The sequence below is a fragment of the Stutzerimonas sp. S1 genome (genome assembly GCF_025966695.1).
Lineage (GTDB): Bacteria > Pseudomonadota > Gammaproteobacteria > Pseudomonadales > Pseudomonadaceae > Stutzerimonas.
On record NZ_JAOEIY010000005.1, the window covers coordinates 1 to 13,837 of the forward strand.

16 protein-coding genes are annotated in these 13,837 nt (G+C 63.4%); 2 read left to right on the forward strand and 14 right to left on the reverse strand.

Annotated elements, in window-relative coordinates; translation table 11 throughout:
- Positions 1-47 precede the first annotated feature (47 nt).
- The 7 genes from N8H22_RS11470 to N8H22_RS11500 all read right to left on the reverse strand — a co-directional run bounded on the left by N8H22_RS11470 (position 48) and on the right by N8H22_RS11500 (position 2,234).
- Positions 48-269 (reverse strand): hypothetical protein, encoded by a 222-nt coding sequence (locus tag N8H22_RS11470; RefSeq protein WP_264590649.1) that lies wholly within the window; start codon positions 267-269, stop codon positions 48-50.
- A 23-nt stretch (positions 270-292) separates the two neighbouring features.
- Positions 293-520 carry a hypothetical protein gene (locus N8H22_RS11475; protein ID WP_264590650.1) on the reverse strand — a complete coding sequence of 76 codons (228 nt, stop codon included), beginning with the start codon at positions 518-520 and terminating at the stop codon, positions 293-295.
- Positions 517-693, reverse strand: coding sequence for a hypothetical protein (locus N8H22_RS11480; RefSeq protein WP_264590651.1), 177 nt, complete (start codon positions 691-693; stop codon positions 517-519). The genes N8H22_RS11475 and N8H22_RS11480 overlap by 4 nt, the downstream gene beginning before the upstream one ends.
- A 15-nt stretch (positions 694-708) precedes the next feature.
- On the reverse strand, positions 709-1,080 hold the full coding sequence (locus N8H22_RS11485) for a hypothetical protein (protein WP_043298734.1): 372 nt from the start codon (positions 1,078-1,080) through the stop codon (positions 709-711).
- A 175-nt stretch (positions 1,081-1,255) separates the two neighbouring features.
- Entirely contained in the window at positions 1,256-1,636 is a 381-nt protein-coding gene (locus N8H22_RS11490) for a hypothetical protein (RefSeq protein WP_264590652.1), read from the reverse strand.
- 4 nt (positions 1,637-1,640) lie between these two features.
- Positions 1,641-1,979, reverse strand: coding sequence for a DUF5447 family protein (locus tag N8H22_RS11495; RefSeq protein ID WP_264590653.1), 339 nt, complete (start codon positions 1,977-1,979; stop codon positions 1,641-1,643).
- Positions 1,980-2,018: 39 nt separating this feature from the next.
- Positions 2,019-2,234: a DNA-binding protein gene (locus N8H22_RS11500; protein WP_125881902.1), complete on the reverse strand. Its 216-nt coding sequence runs from the start codon at positions 2,232-2,234 to the stop codon at positions 2,019-2,021.
- A 134-nt stretch (positions 2,235-2,368) separates the two neighbouring features.
- Here N8H22_RS11500 and N8H22_RS11505 point away from each other — a divergent pair, with 134 nt between their 5' ends.
- Together N8H22_RS11505 and N8H22_RS11510 are read left to right on the forward strand one after the other, a co-directional pair.
- A complete protein-coding gene (locus N8H22_RS11505) occupies positions 2,369-2,629 on the forward strand; it encodes a DNA-binding protein (RefSeq protein WP_256051866.1) in 261 nt (86 codons plus the stop codon).
- A gap of 58 nt (positions 2,630-2,687) precedes the next feature.
- Complete coding sequence (locus tag N8H22_RS11510) at positions 2,688-3,353, forward strand: hypothetical protein (protein WP_264590654.1); 666 nt, start codon at positions 2,688-2,690, stop codon at positions 3,351-3,353.
- Between the two features lie 345 nt (positions 3,354-3,698).
- On the opposite strand, the gene selB is transcribed toward N8H22_RS11510, so the two are convergent.
- From selB to N8H22_RS11545, 7 genes are all read right to left on the reverse strand, one after another.
- Complete coding sequence (selB, locus tag N8H22_RS11515) at positions 3,699-5,615, reverse strand: selenocysteine-specific translation elongation factor (protein WP_264590655.1); 1,917 nt, start codon at positions 5,613-5,615, stop codon at positions 3,699-3,701.
- Positions 5,612-7,021 carry an L-seryl-tRNA(Sec) selenium transferase gene (gene selA / locus N8H22_RS11520; RefSeq protein WP_264590656.1) on the reverse strand — a complete coding sequence of 470 codons (1,410 nt, stop codon included), beginning with the start codon at positions 7,019-7,021 and terminating at the stop codon, positions 5,612-5,614. Before selA ends, selB begins: the two co-directional genes overlap by 4 nt.
- Positions 7,018-7,935, reverse strand: a complete 918-nt coding sequence (gene fdhE, locus N8H22_RS11525) for a formate dehydrogenase accessory protein FdhE (RefSeq protein ID WP_264590657.1) — start codon at positions 7,933-7,935, stop codon at positions 7,018-7,020. Before fdhE ends, selA begins: the two co-directional genes overlap by 4 nt.
- A gap of 122 nt (positions 7,936-8,057) precedes the next feature.
- On the reverse strand, positions 8,058-8,678 hold the full coding sequence (locus N8H22_RS11530; protein WP_264590658.1) for a formate dehydrogenase subunit gamma: 621 nt from the start codon (positions 8,676-8,678) through the stop codon (positions 8,058-8,060).
- 60 nt (positions 8,679-8,738) lie between these two features.
- A complete protein-coding gene (gene fdxH / locus N8H22_RS11535; protein ID WP_264591024.1) occupies positions 8,739-9,674 on the reverse strand; it encodes a formate dehydrogenase subunit beta in 936 nt (311 codons plus the stop codon).
- Positions 9,674-12,748, reverse strand: a complete 3,075-nt coding sequence (fdnG, locus tag N8H22_RS11540; RefSeq protein WP_264590659.1) for a formate dehydrogenase-N subunit alpha — start codon at positions 12,746-12,748, stop codon at positions 9,674-9,676. Before fdnG ends, fdxH begins: the two co-directional genes overlap by 1 nt.
- A 178-nt stretch (positions 12,749-12,926) precedes the next feature.
- Positions 12,927-13,763 (reverse strand): AraC family transcriptional regulator, encoded by an 837-nt coding sequence (locus tag N8H22_RS11545; RefSeq protein WP_264590660.1) that lies wholly within the window; start codon positions 13,761-13,763, stop codon positions 12,927-12,929.
- Positions 13,764-13,837 lie beyond the last annotated feature (74 nt).

The following is a 13,837-nucleotide window of genomic DNA, read 5'->3' on the forward strand; positions in this document are numbered from 1 at the left end:
GCTAAGAGAAAGGCCGGCACTAGGCCGGCCCGGGTTGCTGGTGAGCGTTACGAACGCAGGAAGCCGAGGACGACGCGGGCACCCTTGATGCCGGCGTATACCGCTGCCAGCAGGGCTGCGACGGCGAGGACACCGGTGGCGATGGTCGAGAAGTCCACGCCATCGGTAAGGGTGCTGTAATCCCAGCCGGCAGCGTGGGAGGCGGAAGCCGCGATGGCGAAGGGAACGGCCAGGGCCAGATCGCGGGAGATGCGTTTGATGTTGTGCATGGTGGTCACTCCAAATGGGTTTTTCAGGCGTGCTTGATGAAGTCGAGTACGGCCTTACAGCCGATGCCGATCAACAGCACAGTGGTTACGAGCGTGAATCCGATCCCGAACACCTGGGCCAATACCGCGGGGTCCAGTTGGCTCGGGTCGAACTGTTCTGGAAGCTGGACCAAGACCCAGCCCCCGGAACACAGGGGCGCCCCGCCTGCATCGACCGAGACGGCGCCGTCGCAGGTGAGCGCGTAAGTCATTCGCCGGCCTCGAGGTCGGCGGTTTTTTCGGAGGGTTCGCAGTCAGGGCAGACGGCGAAGTGGGGCGGCAGGCTGAGGTCGGGCAGCAGGTCGCTTTGCGGCGCGGGCAGCGCCATGAGCTTGCCCATGTCGTTGCCGCAGCAATCGCAGTACACCCGGTCATCGATCAGCATGGCCGCCCCTCCCGGTTAGTTCGCTTTGGCCGGTTCCGGCTGGGTGCCGGCTGGCTTGGCGGTCGGGGTCGGTTGCTGGGTCGGCTTGGGGGCTTGAGCGGCGGCTGCCTTCACGGGTTCAACATGCAGGACGATAAACTTGCCGGCGTTCTTGGAGCCTCGCTCGATCTCGGTGGTGACGCGGATCGGCTCAAGCACATCGAGGCCTTCGCAGGCGGACCACACTTCGTCCAGGGCTTCTTCGGAGACATTCATCGACAGGATGGAAATGCCGAGGTCACGCTTGCCGTCCGGCTCGTCACCGACAAACAGCTTCACCAGCTTCACGTTGTCGAACTCGACTTTCTCGGCGCTGAGAAATGCAACTTCCATGATCGAACGTGCCATTTGTGTTTCCTCTCTCTAGTTGCGCTTTATTGCGCTGCTTTGCTTTCTGCAGGCCGAGCGATCCCGAACCGGTGAACTCGCAAGTTCGCCGAGGTGATCTGTTACTTGGCCTACCGGTTAAAACGTCGCGTCGTGTGTGTTCTCTAGTTGGTTAACACCAAGGGCTTTGCCCTTGTCATCCCACTCTTGCCGCCGAGGGCTCGGGAGCGCGGGGCGGTGAAGCTGCCCCACACTCACGAGCGGAGGCTGTTTCTGTTCGTGCAGGGTCAAGGGTGCGCTCCGCCCGTGCTTCCGTTCGCCGGATCGGTGAAGCGTGATCCGACGAGCCGGGAGCGCGGCCCTGGACCTGTTCGGCTTCGGCGGGGGCGGCTTGGTCTTGGGTCGTGCATTGCTCGACCAGTTGAGTCGCTGCCGCGAGCCATTGATGGTCGACCGACTCCAGCACCTTGATGATCTGCACAGTTGCCAGCGCGGAGCCGATAGCGAACCCGATGATTGCCGGGGGCGCCCAATGCCAGAGCAGGGCGAGCAGGTAGCGACTGATCGAGCGGCTCATGCCATCACCCCACCAGCTCGAACGGTTTGTGAATCGGCACGTAGGGCGTTGGCTTGCCCGGGTCGTAGATAACGCTCCACCACTTCGCGGGGCGGTCGGGTGGCGTGTGCTTCTCGCAGATAAAGGCCGGCTCCACTGTCCACTCCGAGACCAGAGGCTTCCAGACACCACCGACGCGGCCCATTTGCAGCGTGCGAATCGGCCGCGCAGAGGCGGGGCGGCATTGGGCGCAGCGTGTGGACGGGGAGGGAGCGGGCTTCTCCATTTCGCGTCTGGACCAGCAGACAGAGCAGTCGCAGTCCTGGGCGTGCGGAAGGCGTAGATAGCTGGTCGGCTTCTGCATAGGTCATCCCGTCCCCTGGCTTTCCGTGAGCGGCGCGGATCATTCGTCCCACTCCTTTTCCATGAGCTGCTTAACCAGCAGCGCCACGTTGACCATCACGTACTTGCCGACCTTGTGCGACGGGATGTAGCCGTTGCGAATCCAGCCCCACACCACGTCGTGTTCATCGCCCATGCGAATCCAGTCCGCGAACTGGCGCCACGGCATGACCGGGGGCGCGTTGAGCAGGTCTATCGGCGGTAGGTTTCCTTCCATGTCCTCGGCCTTTGTTGCACTATGTTGGTCTTCTTTGGAGCTAAACATATGGAATAAATCCATATGGACAGTATCCATATCTCATTGGATTATGGCAATAGTCCATACGATTCATTTTGATAATGACTGCCCGAATGCTTGATAGAGCCCTTAAATTGCTTGAGGCGACGAGCCTGAAAGACCTTGCCGAGGTGAACAGCAAGGAATACGTCAGGTGGCAGAGCATCAAGCGTGGGAAAGCGCGTATGAGCGCAGAGGAGATCGAGCAGCTGGGTCTGCTGTACCCAAGCTATCGGTGGTGGCTGATGACCGGGGAAGTCATGCCGGACAAAGGCCAGACCAGCCCCGACTACGACGAGGCCAACCGAAACTTGACCAGTCAAGACGCGGGATAGCGATCACCAAGGAAGTGACTAGGCGCTGGTACGCCCGAAGGACAGGAGAGGGAAGGGAATGAAAGCTAGCAGGGATGATATGCCGGAGTATCTACGCACTAGAAAGAAAGCGGGGCCCTGGCGCTTTTTAGCACTGCTCGGTTTGGGCTCTGCGATGTTCTGGGTGCTGACTTTGATGTTCGGTAAAGAGATCATCATCGACATCAATCAGATCAAGAGCGGCATCAGATTCGCAGACAAGCCTGTATTCGAAGCTGAGCCGGAGCTCCCGCAGGTATCGGCCCTCGAAGAGCGACAAGTTAGCGTTGACCGCAAAGCGATGGCACTTGCCGAGATGCTCTCCGCACAGAAGCAACCTGCTATCCGGCAAACGTCCTTCAACGATCAAAACTATCAGCCGACAGGCGCGATCAACACAATACCGGCCCCGAAGCCGACGCTGTACGCGGCCAACACTCAATCAAAGAGAGTGCCGCACAAGCCAGTGCTACAGACAGACTATTGGACGTGGACGGGCGCCGATAGAAAGAGAACTCAGCGCAAGATCCAATGGCAAACAGTGAACGGCTGGATTCAATATCACACCGTATGCCAGAACGAACGTCGTGGATCAATTGAATACCGAGATTGTCGAAAAGCCGCTAAGGAATACTTCATACATCGCTGCCGCACCGAAAAGCGTAAGGCGTTTTGTGCCGCAGAAAATAACTACAACCCACTATGACCTTTTTTCTGGCTTTTCGGCGGCGTTCTAGCTTTTTGATTTCGTTGGACATGGATGCCCTAATCCTTGGCGCGATGGCAGACTGTCAATTTGCCATATGGAATTCTTTGAGGGTAGGGGCAAGAAGCGTGGTGTCGAAAAAGTGTCGAAATCATAGGCCGAAAATGACCTATAAAGGCTGGAATAGCCAAGCAGTGCACACCTGAATGACCAGCACTTTCCAACATAGGCCCCTGACAACTGAAGCAAAAACAGGATTTGAAGCCCGGCCGCACCACCGGGTGCGATTGCCTTCCGTTGCGAAAGGGATGGTCGTTGACCGATGGATCAACGACCGCTGCCAGCCTACCCGAGCGGCGGCTGCGCCGCCAAGGCGTTGTCGCGTCGGATCTTGCGTTCGTTGCCGAAGCGGCGAGTGAAGCCGATACGGTCGAAGTGTTCGAGCAGCTGGATGCAGCGTTTGCGTCCGAGTTTGATCTGGTCGCGGAAGGCGGCGGCGCGGATCACGCCGCTTTGCGCTTCCAGCTGCAATACATGCCCCGCGAGTTGGCGAATGGTGAACTCGGGGTAGAACAAATCCTTCACCACCTGTTGCAACAGACCGAGGCGTGCCAGTTTGCGCAGCAGCTGGCGCATCTGCGCTTCATCAACGCCAAGGTCGCGGGCCAGGTCGCGGACCCAGGGTGGGTCGAATTGGCCGGCTTCGAGCAGCGGCCACAGGCGTTCCTTCAGTGATTCTTCTGCGTCGCTCAGGCGTACCCGGTGATCGGGACGGTGCAGCCAGGGGCCGCTGGTTTCGATGCTGCCAGCGGCCAGTGCCTGTTCCAGCAGGGCGATGAAAACCGGTCGTTCCAGTTGCGGCAGGGCATAGCGGCGCAGGCGGTCGCGGTCGGGGCCGAGCTCGTCGGGTTGTTCTTCGTGAAAGCGCTGCAGCGCCGCGAGCAGAGTTGCTTCGAGCTCGTTCCAGCCTGCCTGGTCGTAAAGCCGGGGTCCCAACCGGGTGCCGATTTCCACCACGCCTGCCGGCAGCTGCCAACCGTCGCGCGGGCGGTTGAACTGGCGTTCCAGCGCCTGGGGATCGATGCCATTGGCGGCGCTGGCGAGCAGCGGCGGCAATGCCTGCTCCAGGCTCGGCTGGGCGAGGGCGCGAAGTTGCTCCAGTCGTGCAGCACGGCGGCGATTGCGTGGCGGTGCCAAGGGGTCGAGCACGCGACCGCCGCCAAGGGTGCGCTGGGCGGACTGGTCGCGCAGGACGATGCGGTCGCCGTGCACCGCATGGCTCGGTGCATTCAGCAGCAGCTGGGCGAACATGCGTGCACCCGGCGCCAGGCTTTCCCCTTCGAGCAGGGCGATGCGCGCGGTAACGTCCTGGGCGCCGAGGTGCACGTGTACCGGCGTCCAGTGCTTGAGTTCGTGGGCTTCGCCGGGCAGTAGCTGGAAGTCGATGTCGATGCGCTGGGTCGGCGCATGCAGCAGCGGGTTTAGCAGCCAGTCGCCGCGGTGGATTTGCTCCACTGCCAGGCGCTCACCGGCAAGATTCAACGCCACGCGCTGGCCGGCATGGGCTTCGTCCGCTTCGCGGTTCTGCGCGTGCAGGCCGCGGACGCGCACGCGTTTGCCTGCGGGGCTAAGCAGCAGTTCGTCGCCGACGCTCACACACCCGGCGAATGCGGTGCCGGTCACCACCACGCCGGCGCCGGTGACGCTGAAGGCGCGGTCGATGGCCAGGCGGAAATAGCCGCTGTCACCACGGGCGGCGGTGCGTGTGGCCTCGTCGATCAGTGCGCTGCGCAGGGTGTCGATGCCCTCGCCGCTGAGGCTGGAAACCGGATACACCGGCGAGCCCGCGAGCGGGCCGGCACCCAGCAGGTTGGCGATCTCCTGCTCGACTTCGGCGATGCGCGCAGGCTCGACGCGGTCGGTCTTGGTCAGCGCGACCAGCGCCCGGCGGATGCCGAGCAGTTCGACGATCGCCAGGTGTTCGCGGGTCTGCGGCATCACGCCGTCGTCGGCGGCGACCACCAGCAGCACGCAATCGATGCCGCTGGCGCCGGCCAGCATGTTGTGCACGAAGCGCTCATGGCCTGGCACGTCGATGAAGCCCGTGAGGTTGCCTTCACCGAGGTCGGCGTAGAGGTAGCCGAGGTCGATGGTGATGCCGCGTTCGCGCTCCTCGCGGCGGCGGTCGCCCTGTTGGCCGGTGAGGGCGTGCAGCAGTGCGGTCTTGCCATGGTCGATATGGCCGGCGGTCCCGACGATCAACGGGCCAGTTCCTCTTGCAGATGCACCAGTTGCTGAAGGAAGGCCGCTTCGTCGTCGAGCTGGCGCAGGTCGAGCCAGAGGGCGTCGTCGTCGATGCGCCCGAGCACCGGAATCGGCAGGCAGCGCAGGGCTTCTTCCAGCTGGTGCAGGCTGCGGCCGCGCAGGCGCTTGGGCTGCTGCGGACGGATGCACAGCGCGGCGCTGGGCAGGCGGGCCACCGGCTGCGCGCCGCTGCCGATCATGCCCAGAGCATCGGTTACCGCGACTTGCCAGCTCTCGCCGAGCACGGCGGTCAGCGCCGGGGCGATGCGTTCGGCCTGGGCGCGAATGTCCGTCTGCGGGCGGCTGAGCAGGCGCAGGCTGGTGAGGCGTTCGGCCAGGCGGTCGGGGTCGCGGTAGAGGTTGAGCACCGCTTCCAGCGCGGCGAGGGTCAGCTTGTCGACACGCAGGGCGCGCTTGAGCGGGTTCTTCTTGATCTTCTGAATCAGCGCCTTGCTGCCGACGATCAGCCCGGCCTGCGGGCCGCCGAGCAGCTTGTCGCCGCTGAAGGTAACGATGTCGGCACCGTCGCGCAGCGCTTCCTGCACAGTGGGTTCTTTCGGCAGACCCCAGCGCGAGAGGTCGAGCAGGCTGCCGCTGCCCAGGTCTTCCAGCAGCGGCAGGTCGTGGGCATGGGCGATGCGCGCCAGTTCGGCGGTGGCGACGCTGGCGGTGAAGCCCTGCACGCTGTAGTTGCTGGTGTGCACGCGCATCAGCAGGCCCGAGCGGGGGTTGATGGCCGCTTCGTAATCCTTGGCGTGGGTGCGGTTGGTGGTGCCGACTTCATGCAGCTTCACGCCGGCGCGGGCCATGATGTCGGGGATGCGGAAGGCGCCGCCGATCTCGATTAGTTCGCCGCGAGAGATGATGCCTTCCTTGCGCGTGCCGAGGCTGTTCAGTGCCAGCAGCACGGCGGCGGCGTTGTTGTTGACCACGGTGACGGCCTCGGCGCCGGTCAGCTCGCGGATCAGCCCTTCGATGAGATCGTCGCGGTCACCGCGCTTGCCGGTGGCCAAATCGAATTCCAGGTTGAGCGGGTAGCGCGCGGCCAAGGTGATCGCCTCGATCGCCTCCTCCGGCAGCAGCGCGCGACCGAGGTTGGTGTGCAGCACCGTGCCGGTGAGGTTGAACACGCGGCGTACGTGGCTGCGGTGCTGGCTGGCCAGGCGTTCGCCAGCGCGCCCGGCGAGCACCGCTTCGGACAGCTCAAGAGCGGCGAGCTGGCCGTGGCGGGCGGGCTCGCGCAGTTCGTCGAGCAGGTCGCGCAGGGTGCTCAGCAATGCCTGGCGACCGTAGCGCTGCTGCAAAGGCGCACAGGCCGGGTTACGCAGCAGCTTGTCCACCGACGGCAGGTGCGTGCTGCTCATCCTTCGCCTCCCGGTGCGAGGAGCAGGTTGGGCGCCTGGCGTTGGAAGCCCTGTTCGGCCAGCAGCATGTCCAGATCCAGCGTGGCGAGATCGGCCGATAGTGTCTCGCCGTCCGGAGCCAGTTCGAGGTAGAGCTGTTTGAGATAGCCGTTGCAGGTTGGGCAGACCTCAGCCTTGATGCCCAGCGGTGCGCCCTCGAAGTGCATGTAGTCGAGCTTCTTGGTGCTGCGGCAGTGGCTGCATTTCAGGCGTACGTAGTGCCATTCGCTGGAGCACAGCGAGCACACGAGGTAGCGCAGGCCATTGAGTTGTCCGCGATGGCGAATCACACCCGCCATTGGAGGAGCGCCGCAGCAGGGGCAGAGGGTTTGGTCCTCGCGTTCACGCATGTCGGCTGGGTCGATTGCCAGGGCCATGTGGCTCCAGGCCACCTGCAGCGCGGCACCGAGGAAGGGCACCAGCGCGGCCGGCAGGCTGTCGTACTGGCCGCTGATCAGCGCCACAGCCCAGGCCTTGCGCTGGCCGCTGTCGGCGCGACGCAGCTGCTCGATAGCGGCCGCCACGGTTGGATTGTCCGGAACGCCGAAGACGTCCAGCCAGGCTTCGAGCACCGCCAGCCAGGCATCTTCACGAACCAAGGTGTCGGCGGCGAGTGGTGGAACATTATGCGCCAGGCATTCGCGGGTGCGACGGGCATCCAGCGCCGGGAGCGGCGGCGGATTGTCGAGGACCTGTTGCTGGGCTCGGCAGACCCCGGCCAGCAAGCGCAGATAGTCACCGAAGGGATGGTTTTCAGCGAGCTTTTCCAGCCGTTCGGCGCGCAGTACGAACAGTTCGCGCGGGGGATGGGTGAAAAAGGGCGGTTTGCTGGCAGCGGCTTCGATCTGCCCGGGTTCGAGAATGGTGCCTGCCACGCAGGACTCCTTTTCTTATGGTTTTGCGGAACAGCATAGCCCGTGGTGGGGCAGCTGCATGCGTCAAGTGCGTTCCGGCCGGTGGCTGTTCAATCACCGGTCGGAACACTACGACTGGACGTTCACTTGCGCTCGTTGATCTCCCGATACCAGGCAGGGTGGTGCTTGCGCGCCCAGGCGCGGCTCACCGTGCCGTAGAGCATCGAACCCATCGAGCCTTTCAGCCAGATCGCCGCGTAGATATGCACGATGATGCTGACGATCAGTACGAAGGCGGCCGCCGCGTGCAGTACGCTGGCCCAGCGCAGGGTGACGATGCCAAAGGCACTGGCGAAGTATTCGCGCCAGATGACGATGCCGCTGAGCAGCAGTACCAGCATGCAGAGGATCAGCGTCCAGAACAGTACCTTCTGCCCGGCGTTGTAGCGCCCGACCTCTGGTAGCCGGTCCTCGCGGTTATGCACCACGTCGTTGATCTGCTTCAGCCACTGGCGATCCCTTGCCTCGATGCGGTTATGCGAGGCGAAGCGCAGCGCTAGTACCAGGAACAGCACGAACATCGCGACCCCGATGAACGGATGCAGGATGCGCGTCCAGGTACCACCGCCGAACAGCCCGGACAGCCCGAACAGCGCCGGATGGAACAACGCCAGGCCCGACAGTGCGGCAAGCACGAAGAGAATGGCGACCGCCCAGTGATTCGATCGCTGGGACGGTGTGTAGCGTACGATTTCGTTTTTCATCGCTGGCTCCTTGAGCAGTCGGCATCCCGAAAAGCGGCCCTGCAGGCAGGGCCGCGGGCTTCAGGGGCGCGGCTCCTTCGGATCGACCACATGCACCGTCGGATCGACCTGGTGCACAACCGGTTCGCTGAGTTCGCCTTCGGACCCTTCCTCCACCCGCACCGGACCGACGCGCGTGTAATGGAAGAAGCCGGCCAGTACTGCGGCGCCCATGCCGAGCAGAGCCAGCGGTTTGGCGACCCCTTTCCACAGACTGACCAGCGGACTGATGGTCGGCTCGTCGGCGAGGCCGCTGTACAGCGATGGCTGGTCGGCGTGGTGCAGCACGTACATCACATGCGTACCGCCGACGCCGTCAGGGTCGTACAGCCCGGCCTGGTCGAAACCGCGTTCCTTGAGGTCGGCGATGCGCCCGGCGGCATGTTCCTTCATGTCCTCCTTGCTGCCGAAGACGATCGCCCCGGTAGGGCAGGTCTTCACGCAGGCCGGCTCCAGCCCTACCGAGACGCGATCGGAGCAGAGCGTGCATTTGTAGGCTTTCTTGTCCTTCTCCGAGATGCGTGGGATGTCGAACGGGCAGCCGGTAATGCAGTAGCCGCAGCCGATGCACTTGTCCTGATTGAAGTCGACGATGCCGTTGGCGTACTTGATGATCGCCCCGGGCGCCGGGCAAGCCTTGAGGCAGCCCGGGTCGGCGCAGTGCATGCAGCCGTCCTTGCGGATCAGCCATTCGAGGTTGCCGCTGTCGGGGTTCTCGTATTCGGCGAACTTCATCACCGTCCAGGATTCGGCAGTGAGGTCGATCGGGTTGTCGTAGGTCCCGGCGCTGGTGCCGACCTCGTCGCGCAGGTCGTTCCATTCCGAGCACGCTACCTGACAGGCCTTGCAGCCGATGCACTTGGAGGTGTCGATCAGTTTCGCCACTTCGCCGATCTCGCGGATCGACGGCCGCTCGGTGGTCGTAGCGGAGCGGGCAATCACGTCTTGGGTAGCCATCATGCCTTCTCCACGTTGACCAGGAACGACTTGAACTCCGGCGTCTGGGTATTCGCATCACCCACGAACGGCGTCAGGGTGTTGGTTAGATAACCGTTACGCGCCACCCCGGCGAAGCCCCAGTGCAGTGGAATGCCGACGTGGTGCACCGTCTTGCCATCGACGGTCAGCGGTTTGATGCGCTTGGTTACCACCGCCACTGCCTTGATATAGCCGCGATTGGACGACACCTTGACCCGCTCGCCGGCGACGATGCCGAGCTCCTTGGCCAGCGCCTCGCCGATCTCGACGAACTGCTCGGGCTGGGTAATCGCGTTGAGCCGGCAGTGCTTGGTCCAGAAGTGGAAGTGCTCGGTGAGGCGGTAGGTGGTCGCCGCGTAGGGGAATTCCTCCGCGGTGCCGAACAGCTCCATGTCGTTCTTGAATACCCGCGCAGCCGGGTTGCTGACCGCCTGCGGATTGTCCGGGTGCATGGGGTTGCGCCCGATCGGCGTCTCGAACGGCTCATAGTGTTCGGGGAATGGCCCCTCGTTCATCTTGTCCACGGCGAACAGTCGTGCCACGCCTTCCGGGTTCATGATGAACGGGTTCATGCCGGCTTCCGGTGGCGAGTCGACCTTGAAGTCGGGCACGTCGGTGCCGCCCCAGGCTTTGCCGTTCCACCAGACCAGCCGCTTCTTCTCCGGGTCCCACGGCTTGCCGGATACATCCGCCGAGGCGCGGTTATAGAGAATCCGCCGGTTGGCCGGCCAGGACCACGCCCAGCCGAGGGTCTGACCCATGCCGTAAGGATCGGCATTGTCGCGCCGCGCCATCTGATTGCCGGCCTGGGTCCAGGCACCGCTGAAGATCCAGCAACCACAGGCAGTGGAGCCATCGGCGCGCAGCTGGGCGAAGCCGGCCAGCTGTTCGCCGGCCTTGGCCAGCGTTGCGCCGGTAGTCGGATCCGTCACGTCCGCCAGCGCCTTGCCGCTGAATTCGCGGGCGATTTCTTCCGGGCTTGGCTCTTCGGGGCGCAGATAGGACCAGTCGATGTTCAGCAACGGTTCGGCGTAGGCGCCGCCGTCCTTCCGATACATCGCACGCAGACGATGGAACAGCCCGCCCATGATCGCTATGTCGGTACGCGCCTGCCCCGGCGGCTCGGCGGCTTTCCAGTGCCATTGCAGCCAGCGTCCGCTGTTGACCAGCGAGCCGTCCTCCTCGGCGAAGCAGGTGGTCGGCAGACGGAACACGGTGGTCTGGATGCTGGCGGTGTCGACATCGTTGTACTCGCCGGCGTTGCGCCAGAACTCCGAGGTTTCGGTGGCCAGCGGGTCCATGATCACCAGGAACTTCAGCTTGGCCAGGGCCGCGCTGACCTTGGCCTTGTTGGGGAACGAGGCGATCGGGTTGAAGCCCTGGCAGAAGTAACCGTTGACCTGGCCCTGATACATCATGTCGAAGTACTTGAGCACGTCGTAGCCGGGAATATCCAGCTTCGGCAGCCAGTGGAAACCCCAGTCATTCTCGGCGGTGGCGTTCTTGCCGTACCAGGCCTTCATCAGGCTGACGTGGAACTTCTCGTAGTTCTGCCAGTAGGACAGTTGCCCGGGCCGGATCGGCTTGGCGGTGCGCTTGGTGATGTACGCGGCATAGTCCTGTTCCATTTCCTGCGGCACGGTCAGGTAGCCCGGCAGCAGGTTGGACAGCAGGCCGAGGTCGGTCAGGCCCTGGATGTTGGAGTGCCCGCGCAGGGCATTCATGCCGCCGCCGGGCATGCCGATGTTGCCCAGCAGCAGCTGAACCATCGCGCCGGTACGGATCATCTGTGAGCCGATCGAATGCTGGGTCCAGCCCAGCGCGTACATGACGGTCATGGCCTTGCCGGGCGCGGATGTCTCGGCAATGGTCTGCCAGACCTGCAACATCTTGTCCTGCGGTGTGCCGCAGATGTTGCTGACCACTTCCGGGGTGTAGCGGCTGTAGTGCTGCTTGAGCAGCTGGAACACGCAGCGCGGGTGCTGCAGGGTCGGGTCGACCTTGGCGAAGCCCTGCTCGTCCAGTTCGTAGCCCCAGGCCGACTTGTCCGGGTAGCTGCGCTTGTCCGCATCGTAGTCGTTGAACAGGCCGTTCTCGAAGCCGAAGCCTTCTTTGACGATGAAGGAGACGTCGGTGTAGTTGCGCACGTACTCGTGCTGGATCTTGTCGTTTTCCAGCAGGTAGTTGATCAGCCCGCCGAGGAAGGCGATGTCGGTGCCGGTACGGATCGGCGCATAGAGGTCGGCCACCGAGGCCGAACGGGTAAAGCGCGGATCGACCACCACCAGCTTGGCCTTGTTGTGGGCCTTGGCTTCGGTCACCCATTTGAACCCGCACGGATGCGCTTCGGCGGCATTACCGCCCATGATCAGGACCAGGTCCGCATTCTTGATGTCGGACCAGTGGTTGGTCATGGCGCCGCGGCCAAACGTCGGGGCAAGACTTGCCACCGTCGGGCCGTGTCAGACACGTGCTTGGTTATCGAATGCCAGGATGCCGAGTGAGCGTACTACCTTGTGGGTGATGTAGCCGGCCTCGTTGGAGGATGCCGAGGCGGCGAGGAATCCGGTGGTCAGCCAGCGATTGACGATCTGGCCCTTGTCGTTGCGTTCGACGAAATTGGCGTCACGATCTTCCTTGACCAGCTTGGCGATGCGATCGAGGGCTTCGTCCCATTCGATGCGCTTCCACTCGTTGCTGCCGGCTTCGCGGACCTCGGGGTACTTCAGCCGGTTCGGGCTGTGGACGAAGTCCAGCAGACCGGCGCCTTTCGGGCAGAGCGTGCCGCGGTTGACCGGATGATCGGCGTCGCCCTCGATGTGGATGATCTCCTGGGTGACGTTCAGGCCCCCGCTGCCCTGGCTGTACATGATCAGGCCGCAACCGACCGAGCAGTAGGGGCAGGTGTTGCGCGTTTCCCGTGTGTTGGTCAATTTGAAATGCCGGATCGACTCGGCATACGCCGTCGGCGGGGCCATGCCCAATGCCGCCATGCTCGACGCCCCAAGGCCCACACCGCAGACCTTGAAGAACTGTCGACGGTTCATGTCCATCGCTGTTCTCCTTCTTACCAGGCTGGAACGCCGATGCATTGCCGGCGTCTGTTAAGCAGCTTAGCCAAGCTTCAGAAAAGTGAAGGATTAATGCAGCGTTTCGCTGCGCGACTTGGGCAGCGGAGCACCTTGCCCGTCGTGCACCTGGCGATGGGCGGGTAAGAGCCGGTCTTGGTGTTCAGGCGTTGTTCGCCTCGGATAGCTGGCTTTTCCACTCCCGAGGCGAGAGTCCGGCTTGCGCCTTGAACGCGCGGGAGAGCGCGGCTTCGCTGCCGTAGCCAACCTCGGTCGCGATCATCTTCAGGGAGCGTCCGCGGCGCAGGGCTTTCTGCGTCAGCCGCACGCGCCAGCCCTGCAGATACTGTCCCGGCGTGACACCGACCGTCTCGCGGAAGGTTGTGGCGAACGCGCTGCGCGACATCCCGGCAACGCCGGCAAGCTCTTCAAGCGTCCATTCCTTTGCGGGCGCCTCATGCATCGCCACCAGTGCATTGCGCAGGCGAGGATGCGCCAGTCCGGACAGCAGTCCGCCATTCACTTCGCCGCTTTCCATCAATTGGCGCAAGACCTGAATCATCACCACCTCGAGCAGGCGTTCGACCAGCGCCACCCGTCCGCAGCGCTGTTCGAAGGCTTCCTCGAACAGCAGCGAAAGGATCGGCTCGGCACCCCATACCTGGTCCAGCGGCAGGCAGACCAGATCGGCCAGCGCCGAGGCAATCGGGTTACTGGTGCCGCCCTCGAACGCCAGGTTCGCGCAGACCATGTCCACCTCACAGCCGGGCGCGGTGATGAAACGGTGGGTCAGCGGCCGCGGGAACAGCAGCAGGCTCGGTTGCGTGACGTGCAGTGTCTCCCGGCCGTAGCGGACCTCCACCTCACCGCGGCGAATCAGGTGCAGCTGCCCGTGCACGCCATCGCTCTGCAGGGTGTTGATGCCGCACAGCGGCCCGGTATTGAACACCTGGGCACGCATCGGGAAGTGCGTCATCAGTGCGGCTAGCCGGTCGGCCATCTTCGTACTCCTGATCAAGTTATACGGATTTTACGTCACCAATAGTTCTCCTTGGTGAGCAGAATAGTTCTCAC

What these genes read in the sequence shown, in the direction of transcription:
- N8H22_RS11470 (WP_264590649.1), bottom strand. Translation starts at nt 269, where the DNA reads ATGCACAACATCAAACGCATCTCCCGCGATCTGGCCCTGGCCGTTCCC.
- N8H22_RS11475 (WP_264590650.1), bottom strand. Translation starts at nt 520, where the DNA reads ATGACTTACGCGCTCACCTGCGACGGCGCCGTCTCGGTCGATGCAGGC.
- N8H22_RS11480 (WP_264590651.1), bottom strand. Translation starts at nt 693, where the DNA reads ATGCTGATCGATGACCGGGTGTACTGCGATTGCTGCGGCAACGACATG.
- N8H22_RS11485 (WP_043298734.1), bottom strand. Translation starts at nt 1,080, where the DNA reads ATGGCACGTTCGATCATGGAAGTTGCATTTCTCAGCGCCGAGAAAGTC.
- N8H22_RS11490 (WP_264590652.1), bottom strand. Translation starts at nt 1,636, where the DNA reads ATGAGCCGCTCGATCAGTCGCTACCTGCTCGCCCTGCTCTGGCATTGG.
- N8H22_RS11495 (WP_264590653.1), bottom strand. Translation starts at nt 1,979, where the DNA reads ATGCAGAAGCCGACCAGCTATCTACGCCTTCCGCACGCCCAGGACTGC.
- N8H22_RS11500 (WP_125881902.1), bottom strand. Translation starts at nt 2,234, where the DNA reads ATGGAAGGAAACCTACCGCCGATAGACCTGCTCAACGCGCCCCCGGTC.
- N8H22_RS11505 (WP_256051866.1), top strand. Translation starts at nt 2,369, where the DNA reads ATGCTTGATAGAGCCCTTAAATTGCTTGAGGCGACGAGCCTGAAAGAC.
- N8H22_RS11510 (WP_264590654.1), top strand. Translation starts at nt 2,688, where the DNA reads ATGAAAGCTAGCAGGGATGATATGCCGGAGTATCTACGCACTAGAAAG.
- selA (WP_264590656.1), bottom strand. Translation starts at nt 7,021, where the DNA reads ATGAGCAGCACGCACCTGCCGTCGGTGGACAAGCTGCTGCGTAACCCG.
- N8H22_RS11530 (WP_264590658.1), bottom strand. Translation starts at nt 8,678, where the DNA reads ATGAAAAACGAAATCGTACGCTACACACCGTCCCAGCGATCGAATCAC.
- fdxH (WP_264591024.1), bottom strand. Translation starts at nt 9,674, where the DNA reads ATGGCTACCCAAGACGTGATTGCCCGCTCCGCTACGACCACCGAGCGG.
- N8H22_RS11545 (WP_264590660.1), bottom strand. Translation starts at nt 13,763, where the DNA reads ATGGCCGACCGGCTAGCCGCACTGATGACGCACTTCCCGATGCGTGCC.